Annotated in this window: 16 protein-coding genes; 7 read left to right on the forward strand and 9 right to left on the reverse strand. The window is 36.1% G+C overall.

The window, feature by feature from the left end:
- Positions 1-20: 20 nt before the first annotated feature.
- The 5 genes from mutL to ACB104_RS10680 all read right to left on the reverse strand — a co-directional run bounded on the left by mutL (position 21) and on the right by ACB104_RS10680 (position 3791).
- Positions 21-1871, reverse strand: coding sequence for a DNA mismatch repair endonuclease MutL (mutL, locus tag ACB104_RS10660; RefSeq protein WP_370478581.1), 1851 nt, complete (start codon positions 1869-1871; stop codon positions 21-23).
- 3 nt (positions 1872-1874) lie between these two features.
- A complete protein-coding gene (locus ACB104_RS10665; protein ID WP_370478583.1) occupies positions 1875-2159 on the reverse strand; it encodes a riboflavin synthase subunit beta in 285 nt (94 codons plus the stop codon).
- 16 nt (positions 2160-2175) lie between these two features.
- Positions 2176-2409 (reverse strand): hypothetical protein, encoded by a 234-nt coding sequence (locus tag ACB104_RS10670; RefSeq protein ID WP_370478585.1) that lies wholly within the window; start codon positions 2407-2409, stop codon positions 2176-2178.
- Positions 2410-2533: 124 nt separating this feature from the next.
- The gene (gene ribH, locus ACB104_RS10675; protein ID WP_370478587.1) at positions 2534-3019 is read right to left on the reverse strand and encodes a 6,7-dimethyl-8-ribityllumazine synthase; all 486 of its coding nucleotides are present in this window, start codon (positions 3017-3019) and stop codon (positions 2534-2536) included.
- Position 3020: 1 nt separating this feature from the next.
- The gene (locus tag ACB104_RS10680; RefSeq protein WP_370478588.1) at positions 3021-3791 is read right to left on the reverse strand and encodes a tetratricopeptide repeat protein; all 771 of its coding nucleotides are present in this window, start codon (positions 3789-3791) and stop codon (positions 3021-3023) included.
- A gap of 135 nt (positions 3792-3926) precedes the next feature.
- Between ACB104_RS10680 and recF the strand changes: the two genes are divergently transcribed.
- Complete coding sequence (gene recF / locus ACB104_RS10685; RefSeq protein WP_370478590.1) at positions 3927-5006, forward strand: DNA replication/repair protein RecF; 1080 nt, start codon at positions 3927-3929, stop codon at positions 5004-5006.
- 222 nt (positions 5007-5228) lie between these two features.
- Here the strand turns inward: recF and gldC are convergent, their stop codons facing one another.
- Entirely contained in the window at positions 5229-5564 is a 336-nt protein-coding gene (gene gldC, locus ACB104_RS10690; RefSeq protein WP_370478592.1) for a gliding motility protein GldC, read from the reverse strand.
- Positions 5564-6526, reverse strand: coding sequence for a gliding motility lipoprotein GldB (gldB, locus tag ACB104_RS10695; protein WP_502267024.1), 963 nt, complete (start codon positions 6524-6526; stop codon positions 5564-5566). The genes gldC and gldB overlap by 1 nt, the downstream gene beginning before the upstream one ends.
- Positions 6527-6618: 92 nt before the next feature.
- Here gldB and nadE point away from each other — a divergent pair, with 92 nt between their 5' ends.
- Together nadE and ACB104_RS10705 are read left to right on the forward strand one after the other, a co-directional pair.
- Positions 6619-7407 carry an NAD(+) synthase gene (gene nadE, locus ACB104_RS10700; RefSeq protein WP_370478595.1) on the forward strand — a complete coding sequence of 263 codons (789 nt, stop codon included), beginning with the start codon at positions 6619-6621 and terminating at the stop codon, positions 7405-7407.
- Positions 7408-7503: 96 nt separating this feature from the next.
- Complete coding sequence (locus ACB104_RS10705; RefSeq protein ID WP_370478597.1) at positions 7504-8136, forward strand: response regulator; 633 nt, start codon at positions 7504-7506, stop codon at positions 8134-8136.
- Here the strand turns inward: ACB104_RS10705 and dnaG are convergent.
- The gene (gene dnaG / locus ACB104_RS10710) at positions 8131-10089 is read right to left on the reverse strand and encodes a DNA primase (RefSeq protein WP_370478599.1); all 1959 of its coding nucleotides are present in this window, start codon (positions 10087-10089) and stop codon (positions 8131-8133) included. The two genes, ACB104_RS10705 and dnaG, sit on opposite strands and share 6 nt — an antisense overlap.
- Before the next feature lie 240 nt (positions 10090-10329).
- On the opposite strand from dnaG, the gene ACB104_RS10715 reads away from it, so the two are divergent.
- The 4 genes from ACB104_RS10715 (at position 10330) to ACB104_RS10730 (ending at position 14404) form a co-directional block, all read left to right on the forward strand.
- Positions 10330-10710 (forward strand): hypothetical protein, encoded by a 381-nt coding sequence (locus tag ACB104_RS10715; protein ID WP_370478600.1) that lies wholly within the window; start codon positions 10330-10332, stop codon positions 10708-10710.
- A gap of 320 nt (positions 10711-11030) precedes the next feature.
- Positions 11031-12473 (forward strand): circularly permuted type 2 ATP-grasp protein, encoded by a 1443-nt coding sequence (locus tag ACB104_RS10720; protein ID WP_370478602.1) that lies wholly within the window; start codon positions 11031-11033, stop codon positions 12471-12473.
- Positions 12474-12502: 29 nt separating this feature from the next.
- Positions 12503-13426, forward strand: coding sequence for an alpha-E domain-containing protein (locus ACB104_RS10725; protein ID WP_370478603.1), 924 nt, complete (start codon positions 12503-12505; stop codon positions 13424-13426).
- Positions 13427-13438: 12 nt separating this feature from the next.
- Positions 13439-14404 carry a transglutaminase family protein gene (locus tag ACB104_RS10730; RefSeq protein ID WP_370478605.1) on the forward strand — a complete coding sequence of 322 codons (966 nt, stop codon included), beginning with the start codon at positions 13439-13441 and terminating at the stop codon, positions 14402-14404.
- Between the two features lie 6 nt (positions 14405-14410).
- Here the strand turns inward: ACB104_RS10730 and ACB104_RS10735 are convergent, their stop codons facing one another.
- Positions 14411-15388, reverse strand: a complete 978-nt coding sequence (locus ACB104_RS10735) for a polyprenyl synthetase family protein (RefSeq protein WP_370478607.1) — start codon at positions 15386-15388, stop codon at positions 14411-14413.
- Positions 15389-15400 lie beyond the last annotated feature (12 nt).

Genomic DNA, 15400 nt, shown 5'->3' on the forward strand with positions numbered 1-15400 from the left:
TTGACGACCTCAAGGGTACATCAAATAAATTTTTTATCCAGTTCATCAACACTCATCGTAACAAATGTTGTTCTGTTTGTGGGCGACATGTTAGGCTCTTTACAGGCAAACAGTTTATTTACCAAATGCTCCTGCTCGTCTTTTTTTAATGACTGCCCAGTTTTAATGGCCAAACTCTTTGCCATTGATTTTGCCAACAAATCGGTGGCACTAAAGTTACTGTCCGGCACCTCGTTTTCTACATCAGATATAAGTTGCTCCAAAATAATGGATACTTCACTTTCTGGAACACCAACGGGCACACCAGTAATTTCAACCGTGCCATCCTCAATATTTGAAAACACAAAACCGGTATGCTCCAAATCGTCTTTTAATTGATTGACAATAGAGATATCCTGAGATGAAAAATGAAGTTGAAGTGGAAACAACAGTTGCTGGCTCGTGACTGCATGAATGGTTAAATTCTGAAGAAATTCTTCATACAAAACACGTTCATGAGCGCGATGTTGGTCAATGACCAACATACCTGATTTTATCGTGCTAACAATATACTTGTTATGCAGTTGATAGGTAGTATTTGCAGTTTCTACCTCATTATCATTTTGAAACATGGAAGCGGCCTTTTCTTCACTCTCAAAATGAACTTCACTAAAATCTTGTTCGGAACCATTTTCTTTTGACTCTATTCCAACGTATAGACTGTCCCAGTTATTTGGAGTAGATTTAAAGGCAGCCATTTGTCGGTCAGAAAATTTAGGTTCACTTTTAAAAGGATTAAAACTTCTATCCACCTCAATCTTAGGCGCATTGGCAGTGCTACTTTTATAGCTGTAAGGTGTATCCAAATTTGGATCGCGTTCAAAATCAAGTACGGGTGCAATATTAAATTGTCCCAAACTATGTTTTACAGCAGAACGCAGCAGAGCATACAGGGTATGTTCATCATCAAACTTAATCTCCGTTTTTGTTGGATGGATATTAATATCTATGGTTTGCGGGTTAACAGAAAGATTCAAAAAATAGCTCGCATGCGTGCCGTTTTTTAACAGTCCTTCAAAAGCCGAAGCCACGGCATGATTTAAATACGCACTTTTTATAAAGCGGTTATTGACAAAAAAATACTGCTCGCCTCGGGTTTTTTTGGCGTATTCGGGTTTACCAATAAAGCCATAAATTTTAACCACCTCAGTATCTTCTTCAACCGGGACCAATTTTTCATTGGTTTTAATCCCAAATATGTTTACAATGCGCTGACGATAATTGCTAATAGGCAAATTAAACGTTTCGCTGCCATTGTTGTACATGGCAAAGGCAGTGTTTGGATGCGCCAAAGCTACACGATGGAGCTCATCAATAACATGACGCAACTCTACCGCTTCCGATTTTAAAAAATTACGTCGTGCTGGAATGTTGAAAAACAGATTCTTCACGGAAACCGATGTTCCTGTTGGCGTTACCACCACATCTTGGGAAACCACATTACTGCCTTCAATAACCAAACAATTGCCAACTTCGTCTTCTGGCTGTTTGGTTTTTAATTCAACATGGGCAATGGCGGCAATACTCGCCAAGGCCTCACCGCGAAAGCCTTTGGTGTGCAATTGAAATAAATCTTCGGCATTTCTAATTTTGGAGGTAGCGTGACGCTCAAAACTTAAACGGGCATCGGTATGGCTCATGCCCTTTCCATTGTCAATCACCTGAACCAGGGTCTTGCCCGCATCTTTTATAATGAGTTTTATGGAATCTGCGCCAGCATCAATGGCATTTTCAAGGAGCTCCTTAACTACCGAGGCGGGACGTTGTACAACTTCTCCAGCGGCAATTTGATTTGCTACATGATCGGGTAAAAGCTGTATGATGTCTGCCATATATTATTTGGGTAAGAAAATGGATAAATCGAAATCGATGATAAATAAAAAAATTAAAACTAGAATGGCAACAATAATCAAAATACGTCTATTGGCAGCTTTGTCTGGGTTTTTATAGTCGTCTAAAGCATCATTGAACTTTGCCTTTAAACCCTTATTTGCTCCAACCGTTTTTCGATATTCATCAAATTTGTGTTTTATTTCAAACGGATTGCCTTCCCCTTTATCATCATAATAACGGGGTGTGTAACTAAATTTTTTGTTTTTTCGCAATTTTAAAAGTCCCATGATTTCCAGTTTTTCGTTACATGTATTTTTTTTCTAACAAATACATACAAATCAATAATAATACCAAAGCCAAAATCAGGATCCTCATAGACATCATGCCATGAACTTTGGTTTTACTATCTCTGCCCGCTCTCCATTTCGAAATAAAATCTTTGCTTTTGGCATCTTCATCCAAACCAGAATCTGCTTTATTTTCCTCAGAAAATCTAGGCTGATAATTAAAGGTTCTATGTTTGCGTTGCTTAAACAAAGTCTAATCTGTTACCCCTCAAAAGTACTTAAAAATAGGCAGAAAGCATGGCGTGTAATGCTAAAATATGTTAACAAATAAAACCTGTTTGAAGCAGGAAGTTGGCAGCGAGAAGTATAAAAACCTAACTGTTTTTTCGAAGCTCGGCCATTTTAATGGCAGCAATGGCTGCCTCTGTACCTTTGTTACCGTGTTTTCCGCCAGAACGCTCAATGGCCTGCTGCATGGTATTATCGGTAAGCACGCAAAAAATAACTGGTGTATTATGCAATACGTTTAGGTCTTTTATGCCTTGAGTGACGCCTTCACAAACAAAATCGAAATGCTTGGTTTCACCTTGAATAACACTACCTATAGCAATAACGGCATCAACATATTGCTCTTGCATTTTTTTGCTTCCGTAAATAAGTTCGAAGCTTCCTGGTACATTCCAACGTATAATATTTTCGGGCAAAACACCATTTTCAATAAAGGCGTCATAGGCCCCTTTAAAGAGCCCTTCCGTAATATTATCATTCCATTCTGAAACAACAATCCCAAACCGAAAACCTTTCGCATTTGGGATTGTATTTTTATCGTAGTCGGATAAATTTTTATTTGCCGTAGCCATATTATTTATTTGCCAACACCTGTGCTTTTCCTATAAACACTTCTACTTTTGAAGCTTCCGTAGAATTGGAATAATCGTCTTTAATTCTTTTAAAGTAATTTAAAGCTTTATCAGCTTGTCCCAAGTCTAGAGCTGTTGTACCTGCTTTAAATAAGTACATGGGTGTTGTGTATTCGTTGTTGCGCATTTCGGCAGCTTGTTCATAGTAGCCCAATGCATCTTCAGGTTGGTTTAATTGCACAAAGGCATCGCCAATATTTCCTTTGGCCAAAGGTGCCATAATTTCATCATCACTTTTAAAATCACTTAAAAACTCAATCGCATTTTTGTAATCCTTCAACCTTAAATAGGCAGTACCAGCATAGTAGTTAGCAAGGTTGGCAGATGGCGTACCACTATATTCTTCAATAATGTCTAGCATACCAAATTTACCTTCACCACCATTAAGAGCTAAATTGTATAACGAATCCTTTTCTACACCGTTTACAGCATCGTTAAAATACTTTTGTGCCTGGAACATATCGTTCATTGCTGCTTCTTGTTTTGGCTTTGAAATAAATTCTTTATACCCCAAAGAGCCAAGAACCACAAGCGCTACAAGACCTATGACTATGAAAATATATTTTTGGTTTTTCGCTACAAAATCCTCTGTTTTTGAAGCCGTTTCATCAAGTGTGTTAAAAACTTCAGCTGTTGTAGACCCCTCTTCAATACTATGCTCTTTCTCTATTTTCGTTTTTGGTTTATAACCTTTCTTCTTGTAAGTTGCCATTTATTTGTCTCAATTAATGTGGCGCAAAAATATAATTTTTCTTCATAACTAAAAGGGTATTTATTTGATATTTTTCAATAATTTGCAGTTCTTTTTAGGAGTTTACACTCTAACGCCCCTATAAGTTGCTTTTTTATGATTTTAAAATCACTTTCGTTACTTAACTATAAAAATTTTGATAGTAAGTCGTTCATTTTCAACGATAAAATAAATTGTATTGTTGGCAATAACGGTATTGGAAAAACCAATATACTCGATGCCATTTACCATTTATCCTTCGGAAAAAGTTATTTTAACCCCGTGGCACTGCAAAATATTAAACACGAAGAGGACTTTTTTGTGATTAACGGTGATTATGAAAAGGAAGATAAAACCGAAAAAGTAGCCGTTAGCCTAAAACGCGGGCAAAAAAAAGTAATCAAGCGAAACGGTAAAGCCTACGAAAAATTTAGCGACCACATTGGTTTTTTGCCTTTGGTTATTATTTCGCCGGCTGACAGGGACTTAATTATTGAGGGCAGTGATACGCGGAGAAAGTTTATTGATAGTGTCATTTCACAAAGCGACAAAAACTATCTTGGGCATTTAATCAATTATAACAAAGTACTGGCACAGCGCAACGCCCTGCTAAAATATTTTGCTTTAAACCACACGTTTAACCAAGACACCCTAGATGTTTACAATGCCCAACTAACAGATTATGGCAACCAAATTTTTACTAAACGCAATGAATTTTTAAAGGAATTTATTCCAATTTTCAAGTTGCGCTATGAGGCCATTAGCAATGGCAAGGAAGATGTTGATTTGGTTTATAAAAGCGATTTGTTTGATGGTCAGCTAAACCAGCTTTTAAAGGAAGCCATAAACAAGGATAAAGCTTTACAATATACAAGTGTCGGTATTCACAAAGACGATTTGCTTTTTAACATTGAAAACCACCCTATTAAAAAATTTGGTAGCCAAGGGCAGCAAAAATCGTTTTTAATTGCGCTGAAATTGGCACAATTCGATTTTATAAAAGCACAAAGTGGCGTAAACCCCATTTTATTGTTGGATGATATTTTTGATAAGCTTGATGAAAACCGTGTGGCACAAATCATTAAATTAGTGGATAACGAAAACTTTGGTCAACTTTTTATCAGCGACACCCATGCCGAACGCACTGAAAATGCCGTAAAACAGGTGCATCAAAGTTATGAGATTTTTAAGTTGTAATAATCAATTTATTATTTGACTTTATAAAAAAATTCAACTATAGTTGTTTAACACTAGATATAAAACACTTGTGCCGAACTTGTTTCAGTGTTCAAATGATTTCATATCGAGTCGTTAAAACAACATCCCGCAGTATCTAACTTTGCCCATGATTCACTGCGTTGACGTTAAATCGCCCAATTGGTTGTTTGAGGCCATTCTGGGCATGATAAGCATTTTCATTTACTTTTTAAGTTCCAATTTTTCGGCAAAGTAATCGCAAAAATCTTTCATTGTTGCGGTCATTTTTTCGTCTTGTGTGGCGCGGTTAAAAGTATCGCTCATGGCCACTAGGGTTTGGTGAAAAAACACCTTCATTTCATCTACCGGCATATCTTTAGTCCATAAATCTATGCGCAAGGTTTCTTGTGCCTTGGCATCCCAAACGGCCAACATCATGGCCTTGGCCTCTTCATTGGTTATACCCCCGTCCTCGGCTGTCCAATGTAATTTTTCAGGCACACGGTTTTCATCCAATTCTACGCTAAGCTCTATTTTTGAAGTTGTATTTTTCACCATTATTTACGGGGTTTAAATTTTGAGTTGTTAAAAATGTCTTCGCTGCTTTTAATCAGCATATCCTTAAAGGACACATCGTTGTTTTCCATGTAAGCACGTACTATTTGCCAACCTATGTATTGCCCCAATCGCCCTGGGGAATCGGTATCAATTTCTTCCAAATAAAACTTGGTAAATGGTGCAGGGTTAATAAAACGGCTTGGAAGTTGTGCATCTGTGCTGTACAACATTTCGCGCTCAACAAAATAACGCCAAATATAGCTTTCGTTGGCTATGGCCCAATCCATTTCGGCATTGCTGTAGCCTATTTTTTCGGCATCGGTTTTAAACGGAATCAACTTATCTTTAAAATACAGCAGTTTTCCGGTGTAAATCATTTCATCAAGCAAGGTTTTTCTTTTAGGTTGAAAAGTGGATTTCTCGGCATAGGCATTGGCCAAATCAACAACAATTTGCTCCTTTTTTAAATCTGTTCTTAAATATTTTGGAATGGCACCGTAAAACTCATGGTCGCTTCCCAAATACGAATCTAGGGCAATTACCACAATGGTATCGGTTACTATAACCCTGTTTCTATAATCTACATCGTTGGTTACCGTAATAACCCTTGGCGTACCAAACTCTGGGAAATAATATTTTAAATGGTTGAACAACGATTCAATTTCAACCTTGGTATCTTCAAAATCAGCAAAAGCCTTTTTAGTCTCATTGAATAACTGCATTTGTAAGGTATCGGCCTTTTTTGCCAACCAAAACGAATCGGTATATTTTTCGGAAAACATGAACGGGTAGTCCAATTTTAATTTGGGAAGGCTTTGTGCATCTACTTCGTCAAAAAGTCTATCGAAACGTTCTATATTAACTTGGGTGTTTATTTTGGCTATTTCATGTTCTGTGGCACTATCATTTTTACAGGAATTTAAGACTAGCCCGAATAACAGAACATATAAAACAGATTTCATGCAAAACTTAAACGTCATAAATTTTTATAAATTGAGCGTATAGGTTATTTTTGTTTGCAAAGGTACTATTCTTAGAATTAAATTCATTCAACATGCAAACAGAAAAAGTTGTAGATTTTATTGTAAAATGGCTTAAAGATTATGCCACAAATGCAGGTGTAAATGGTTTTGTAATTGGTGTTTCTGGTGGTATTGATTCCGCTGTTACTTCTGCCCTGTGTGCCAAAACGGGAATGCCTCTTTTATGTTTGGAAATGCCCATTCACCAAGCGCCTACTCAGGTTAGTAGAGCCATGAACCATATTGACTGGTTAAAATCCAACTTTGAAAAAGTAAGCATGGCACAGGTGAATTTAACCCCTGTGTTTGACAGTTTAATTGATGCTTTACCTGATGTTGACAACGAAGAAGACCGTTTTATGTCGTTAGCAAATACACGTGCGAGATTACGTATGACCTCACTATATTATTTTGCTGCGCTGGAAGGACTTTTGGTTGCGGGAACAGGAAATAAAGTTGAAGATTTTGGTATTGGTTTTTACACGAAATATGGTGATGGTGGTGTGGATTTGAGTCCGATTGCCGATTTGCTTAAAACTGAAGTTTATGAAGTGGCAAAATTTTTGGGAATTAGCCAAGAAATAATAGACGCGGCCCCAACCGATGGCCTTTGGGGCGACGACAGAACTGATGAAGACCAAATTGGGGCATCTTATCCAGAACTTGAGTGGGCCATGAAAATGGATAGTGAAGGCAAATCTGCAGAAGATTTTGAAAGTAGACAACAAGAAATCTTCAAAATTTACAAGCGTTTCAATAATGCTAATAAACACAAGATGATTCCCATACCTGTTTGCGAAATTCCCAACAAATTTAAGTAATTGTTGTAGGATGCTTAAAAAAGTATTACATTTATATCAAGCTTATTCTCTCAACCCAACTATCTCTCAATATAGTGTTTAAAAAAGCTTTTCATTATGATTAAATTATTAATAGCAGACAACCACCCAATTACGAGGAAAGGACTGGAGGTTCTTTTTTCGGCGACTCCCGACATAAAAATTGTTGGAAGTCTTGACAATGGCGAAGCCATTTTAGAATTTTTAAAGAAAAACCAGGTAGACATTGTTTTAACCGAAGCTGATTTGCCAAAACTTAACGGCTTAACATTGCTTCGTTATTTAAAGAATGACTTTCCAGATGTTAAAACCGTCATTTTAAGTGCACAACCGGAGGAAGTTTATGCCATTAACGCCATTAAAGCTGGTGCCAATGGATACATAAACAAATCGGAAAACGTAATTACCATTAGCGAGGCCATCAATAAGGTAAACGACGGTGGCATTTACTTAAGTAACGATTTAACTCAACAGTTGGCTTTTGGAACAAGAGTTAATAAAGGGGGCACTTTTTACAAGAAACTTTCTACCCGTGAGGCCGAAGTTTTAAAACTTCTTACTATTGGTAAAAAGAACAAGGAAATTTCAAAAGAACTAGATATTAACGAAAAAACCGTTAGTACCTACAAAGCACGCTTAATGCGCAAATTAAAGGTTACTAACTTAGTAGATTTAGTAAATCAGGCTAAATTAAGCAAAGAGATATCATAATACCCTATTTAATTTTCTAGAGAGTAGCATTTTAAGACCCGAATAGTCTTTTACTTCTTCAAGTAAATTTCTATTCGAGTCTTTTTTATTTTGAAGTGTTTCTTCCTGAAACTCCTTTACCTTTTGATCTATTAAGAAGCAGCGCAAACTCAAAATGGTTTCACTAACCAATTGGGCTACGGTGTTTGTTTTTTCCTTTGGGAAAATATTCATCCTGTTCCAATTGTCTAGAGAATAACGCTCATCTTCCATTAAAATAGTGGTTATCTCGTTAGCCATATCTTGATCAACGGAATTCACAAAGGTTTTTAAATCGAACTCCGTATCTTGGTTTAATCGGTCTATAACCGTGTAATACAAAGTTTTAAACCGCGGATTTGAAAATTCCATTTCATCGTCTTGCAAATCCAGATATATTTTTTCAAATACCTTAGCCTGATGGATTACTGGTTCTAAAACCAGTTCGCTCTTTTCATTTTCCTTAAAAACAAAATCTTCAAAATCCTCTGTTCTATTTCCATAAAGCAATAAGACTTCAATAATTTTTCTTTCCAGCACATATTGCACGTCTACTTTCTTTACGGGCTGTTGGTGTTTGATGACTTCAAAAGCTTTTTGTTCGCTTTGGTACTTTTTATTTTCTTCTTGAAATTCCTTTTTATTGATTTGCGCCAAAGTACTGAACAAGACATCTTCACTTATATCCATGATTCTGGCACATTCCTGCACATAAATTTCTTTTTTAATGCGATCTGGAATTTTAGAAATACTATTCACCATATCCCTAACCGTCTCCGCCTTTTTTATAGGGTCGTTCTTTGATTCCTCATACAATACTGAAGCCTTAAACTGAATGAAGTCTTTGGCATTTTCAGTTAAATACATAGTGAGTTCTTCAAGTGTGTTTTGCTTTGCAAAGCTATCGGGGTCTTCACCTTCAGGGAACGAACAGACCTTAACGTTCATACCTTGCTCCAAAATCAAATCAACACCACGCAATGATGCCCGTATACCTGCAGCGTCGCCATCGAAAAGCACAGTAATGTTTTTGGTCAGTCTGTTTATTAATCGAATTTGCTCTGATGTCAAGGCCGTACCAGAAGACGATACCACATTTTTTATTCCTGTTTGGTGAAACTGCATAACATCGGTATACCCTTCAACCAAATAGCAATTATCTTCTTTGGCAATGCTCTGCTTGGCATGATAAATACCGTAAAGTACCTTGCTTTTGTGGTAAATATCACTTTCAGGGGAATTTACATACTTGGCCGCCTTTTTATCATTAATCAAAATACGCCCACCAAAACCCAAAACACGGCCGCTCATACTTTTTATAGGGAACATAACACGCCCCTTAAAGCGGTCAAAACGCTTATCGTCCTTTACAATAGTAAGTCCTGTTTTTTCTAAATAATCAATATTGTACCCTTGCTTTAATGCTTCGTCAGTAAAAGCCTGCCATTCGTTTAACGAATAACCTAAATCAAACTTTTTAATGGTTTCATCAGTAAAACCGCGTTCTTTAAAATAACTCAAACCAATGGATTTACCCTGATCGGTTTTATGCAATATCTTTTGAAAATAGCTATTGGCAAATTCACTGACCAAATATAGACTTTCGCGTTCGTCGGCTTTCTCCTTTTGCTCTGAGGTTTGCTCCGTTTCCTCCAATTCAATATTGTACTTCTTGGCCAAATACCTAATTGCTTCAGGATACGTAAAATGCTCGTGTTCCATTAAAAAAGAAACCGAAGTACCCCCCTTGCCTGTTGAGAAGTCTTTCCAAATCTGCTTCACCGGAGACACCATAAAGCTAGGCGTACGTTCGTCGCTAAACGGACTTAAACCTTTAAAGTTGCTACCGGCTTTTTTAAGTTGGACAAAATCACCAATAACCTCCTCAACCCTGGCGGTTTCAAATACTTGGTCTATGGATGATTGTGATATCAAAATTATTTGTTTTGGTAAAAAAGAAGTTTGATTATTCAAATTTAATCCCCCTCATTATTATGAAAAGAAATGCACGTAAAAGTAATATATTTTATAAATTTATAAAGCCCTCTATGAATAAACGTAGAATTTAGTTGAAAATCTTCTACATGACATTAATCATGTTTTTTCTTGACCGCTTAAAGTAACTTATGCCTGTTTTTAAAACCAACTTACAGTTAACTTAAAATTAAAACATTCATGGAAGCACAAGCTAAAACATCCAACTGGTTGAGAATTATATTGGGATTATTTCTAATTATATATGCGTTAAACCAATTTGTTCATTTTATACCATTCACTTACGGCGACATGCCAGAGAATACCAGACATTTTATTGATGCCGTTGCGCACTATTTACCCTTTTTGTACATCTTTGAAATATTAATAGGATTATTATTGATTATTAACAAATGGACACCTTTTATTTTAATTGTGTTGTTTCCGTTAACTATTTCATTCTTAGTCTTTAATATATCTAATAACGACTTAACTAAAATTTGGCCAGCAGTGATTGTAGCCTTTTTAAATGTATTGTTATTGTTGAATTACAAGAAAAAATACCAGCCTTTGTTTAGCTAAAAAGTTAAAATTAAGCAAAAACCCTCTTTTTTTAAGAACTAAATGGCCTCTTCCATATTTGGGAGTGGCCATTTTATTTTGTTATGAATGCCGGCTCATTTACTTCTTTGGAAAATTATAATTATTGATATAATAAGTCAATAATAGTGTCTATCAATTTTGAATCATTTATAATTATCCTTGAAAAATCCACTCCTAAAATTAATTTATAATAGAATTTTTATTATATTTTATGGATTAATGAATTTTATTCAAGTAAAAGACGAATTGATTGAGTTTGCATTAGCAATTTATTAAATTTGATAAGATATTATTAGTCTATGGAAAACAACACTCTTTTCTCATCTTATGACAAGCTCCCCAAAACATGGGATGAAATGTATAACGACGAAGCCAAATGCAGAACTCAATACGAAGGCTTTGTAAAATATCTTGAAGGCACCACCGCCGAAAAACTCACCAAAAAGGAAGATTTATCTAAACAGCTATTTATGAACCAAGGGGTAACCTTTACGGTTTACAGTGATAATGAGGGCATTGAAAAAATATTCCCTTTCGATATTGTTCCAAGAATCATCACTGCCAAAGAGTGGACTAAAATTGAAATGGGCATCAAACAACGATTAAAAGCGTTAAACCTGTTTATAAAAGACATATACCACGATCAATTCATTATAAACGATGGCATTATTCCTGCCGATTTAATATACTCTTGTCCTTATTTTTTAAGGGAGATGAAAGGCATTAAGGTTCCTTACGATGTTTACGTCCATATTTCTGGAGTTGATCTTATCCGCAACAACGATGGTGAGTTCTATGTGCTTGAAGATAATTTAAGAACACCTTCTGGGGTAAGCTACATGCTAGAAAACCGCGAAATTTCAAAACGTTTGTTCCCTGGCATTTTACCAAAAAGTAGGGTTCGCTCGGTTTCGGAATATCCAAATATGTTGTACAAAAAGTTAAAGGAACTTTCCGATAAAGCCAACCCAAACATTGTTCTTTTAACCCCTGGTATTTATAATTCCGCATATTACGAACACACCACTTTGGCGCGATTAATGGGTATTGAATTGGTAGAAGGCACAGACTTAGTTGTAAAAAACCATATTGTTTACATGAAAACCACTAATGGTTTGCAACAGGTAGATGTTATTTACAGACGCGTTGATGACGATTTCTTAGATCCACTGGAATTTAATGCGAAAAGTGTTCTAGGTGTTGCTGGTATTATGGCGGCTTACAGAAAAGGAAATGTCAATATTGTAAACGCACCGGGCACTGGTATAGCCGACGATAAAGCCATTTATACGTTTGTACCCGATATGATTAAATATTACCTTCAGGAAGAACCCATTCTAAAAAATATTGAGACGTACCAGCTGGGAAAACCTGAAGATCTAGAATATGTTACCAAGAACGTTAGAGATATGGTAATCAAAAAAACCGATGGTAGTGGTGGTTACGGTATGTTAATGGGCCATGAAGCTTCAGATAAAGAAATAAAAGAGTATCTTGATAACGTAAAAAAGAAACCTGAAAACTTTATTGCCCAACCTATTTTAAAACTTTCTACAGCCCCATGTTATATTGATGGCAAACTATCTCCCAGATGTATTGACTTAAGGCCTTTTGCCCTATCTGGAAGGGATGGAATTGACATTTGCCCCGGTGGCTTAACAAGGGTCGCTCTTAAAAAGGGATCTTTGGTGGTTAACAGTTCACAAGGTGGTGGCAGTAAAGATACTTGGGTAATAGATTAAAACGTAACAAGTAATAAGTAAAATAATATATGTTAAGTAGAGTAGCAAATAACCTAATTTGGTTAGAAAGGTACATGGAACGCGGAAATGGAATTTTAGGTTTACTCAAGGTAAATTTTTATGCCAACCAAGACTCACCAGAGTTATTCTCTTGGTCTCCGATTATTAGAAGTTTTACACCCTATGACAATGAGTTTTACACCGAAGACCCTCTAGAATGCATAGAATTTATGGTGTTCAATACCGAAAACTCAAACTCTATTTTAAACATCGTAACCAGGGCTAGAGAAAATGCCAGAAGTGTACAAGAACATATTTCAAGGGAACTTTGGCTATGCATAAACAGCTATTATTTGTACCTTACAAATAAAGATTTACCAAAAAAATTAAGGGAAGAAGACCCAGTACAATTTCTTGAAGACTTAAGAAGGTTTCATTTAATTTTTAATGGCACTAGCGATATTACGCAAGAGCGAGGCCCCTCGTACTATTTTATGAACGTTGGCAAGTTCTTGGAAAGAGTTATGTTAATTTCAGATTTTACAGCTTTAAAACTTCAGGAAATTGCCAATACTTCTGATAGTTTAGAAAAAAGCTTTTATTGGAAAAATTTGCTTTTATCTATTGGCGGATATCAACTTTATTTAAAAACGCACAAATCGTCCTTTAATGAAGATCAGGTCATCCAAATGGTCTTTCAAGACAGGTTGTTTCCAAGATCCGTTTATTACTGTATTGAAAAATTAAACAGACATATCAACAAGCTCATTGAATCGGGACAACTTGAAAGGAATAATTTAGAATTTTTATTGGGGAAATTAGAGAGCCAAATAAAATACACCACTATTGAAAATATAAATAACATTGGATTGGGCAATTTTATTGATGGCATAAAAGAAGACATCAGAAACATATCGCAAAACATTAACGCGGTGTACTTTTCCCAAACATAATTAAATACCGTCATGGCTACTTTTTTTATAAAACACATTACAAAATACACCTATTCCGATAAGGTTATAGATGGTGCTACATTTATAAGATTGCACCCAGTTAACGATGCCTTTCAAAAGGTGAACTCGCACTTTCTCTCCATTACCAATAACCCATTTATTGAAACATTTTATGATTTTTTCAATAATAGGGTAGGCACCTTTATGGTTACTGAACCTCATTATGAACTTAATATAATTTCTGAAATTGAAGTAGAAACAAGAGGCAGGTTATTCCCTGATGGTTCTGTTGATAATGAAAGTCAATGGGAAAATTTAGAATCCATCAAAAAAAATGTAGAATTCATTGATTTTTTAAGACATAGACCATTTGAGGGAAGTCAAGAAGTTTCTGAACTTATTAAATCGAAAAAACCGAAATCCAAATCACCTTTCAAGGCAGTATTGGAACTCTGTGAATATGTTTACGAAAACTTCACTTATAAAAAAGGGATAACAAATGTAAAGAGTGAACTAGATGAAATTTGGAAATTGAAGGCAGGTGTTTGTCAAGACTTCACCAACATATTGCTGCAAATGGTGAGGATGTTGGGCATCCCAGCAAGATACGTTAGTGGATACATTTGTACCACTGATGAAATGACTAGAGGGGATGGTGCCACTCATGCTTGGATTGAAGCCTATATTCCGTTTTATGGTTGGTTGGGTATAGATCCAACAAATAATGCCATTGCTGATGAAAACCACGTAAAATTGGCCATTGGTAGAAACTACAATGATTGCTCGCCAGTAAAGGGTGTATTTAAAGGTAATGCCGAATCAAAACTAGAGGTTTCCGTTGAAGTTAGAACCGAGAAATACCAAACCACCAAGACACCGCATGTAAATACTAGTTTAGATAGTAGCAACAGTTTTCAGCGTAATTTGGAATTGAGGCAAAAACATCAACACCAACAGCAACAGCAACAGCAGCAATAGATTCGACTACTTTTTTCTATCAATTACATAATTCACCATAAGTTTTAGTGAATTTTTGTTGGCTGAATCTGGGTAATTTTCGAGAATTCTTAGTGCCTCTTCTTGAAATTGCTTCATCTTGGCAATGGCATAATCCAAACCGCCATTCTTTTTAACAAAGGTAATCACTTCTTTTACCCGCTTCGAATCCTTATTATGGTTTTTAATAGAGTTAATTAGCCAACTTTTCTCCTTTTTTGAAACTTGGTTGAGCACATAGATCAACGGCAAAGTCATTTTTTGCTCTTTAATGTCTATGCCCGTGGGCTTTCCTATTTGTGTATCTCCATAATCAAATAAATCATCCTTAATTTGAAAAGCCATGCCTATAAGCTCTCCAAATTTGCGCATGGTCTCTACATGGTTAGAATCTGGCTTTACCGAAGCAGCGCCCAAACTACAACAAGCAGCTATTAACGTTGCCGTTTTCTGGCGGATGATTTCATAATAAACATCCTCAGTGATATCAAGTTTTCTGGCTTTTTCAATTTGTAGCAATTCGCCCTCGCTCATTTCCCGAACGGCAATTGATATAATTTTAAGCAAGTCGAAATCATTGTTGTCAATGGACAGCAACAAGCCTTTAGACAACAAATAATCACCAATTAAAACCGCAATTTTATTTTTCCAAAGGGCATTTACAGAAAAGAAACCTCTACGTCTGTTACTATCGTCAACCACATCATCATGCACCAAAGTAGCCGTGTGTATCAACTCAATAACTGAAGCACCGCGGTAGGTACGCTCGCTTACCTCGCCATTGGATACCATTTTGGCCACCAAAAACACAAACATAGGGCGCATTTGCTTGCCCTTTCGGTTAACAATATAATGGGTAATTCTATTGAGTAAAGCCACTTTACTGGACATTGAAAGTTGGAACTTTTGTTCAAAAAGATCCATCTCAAAGGCTATGGGCTGTTTTATTTGCTCTACTATTTTCATCGGAAACCCAAA

The sequence above is a fragment of the Tamlana flava genome (assembly GCF_041287255.1).
GTDB classification, from domain to species: domain Bacteria; phylum Bacteroidota; class Bacteroidia; order Flavobacteriales; family Flavobacteriaceae; genus Tamlana; species Tamlana flava.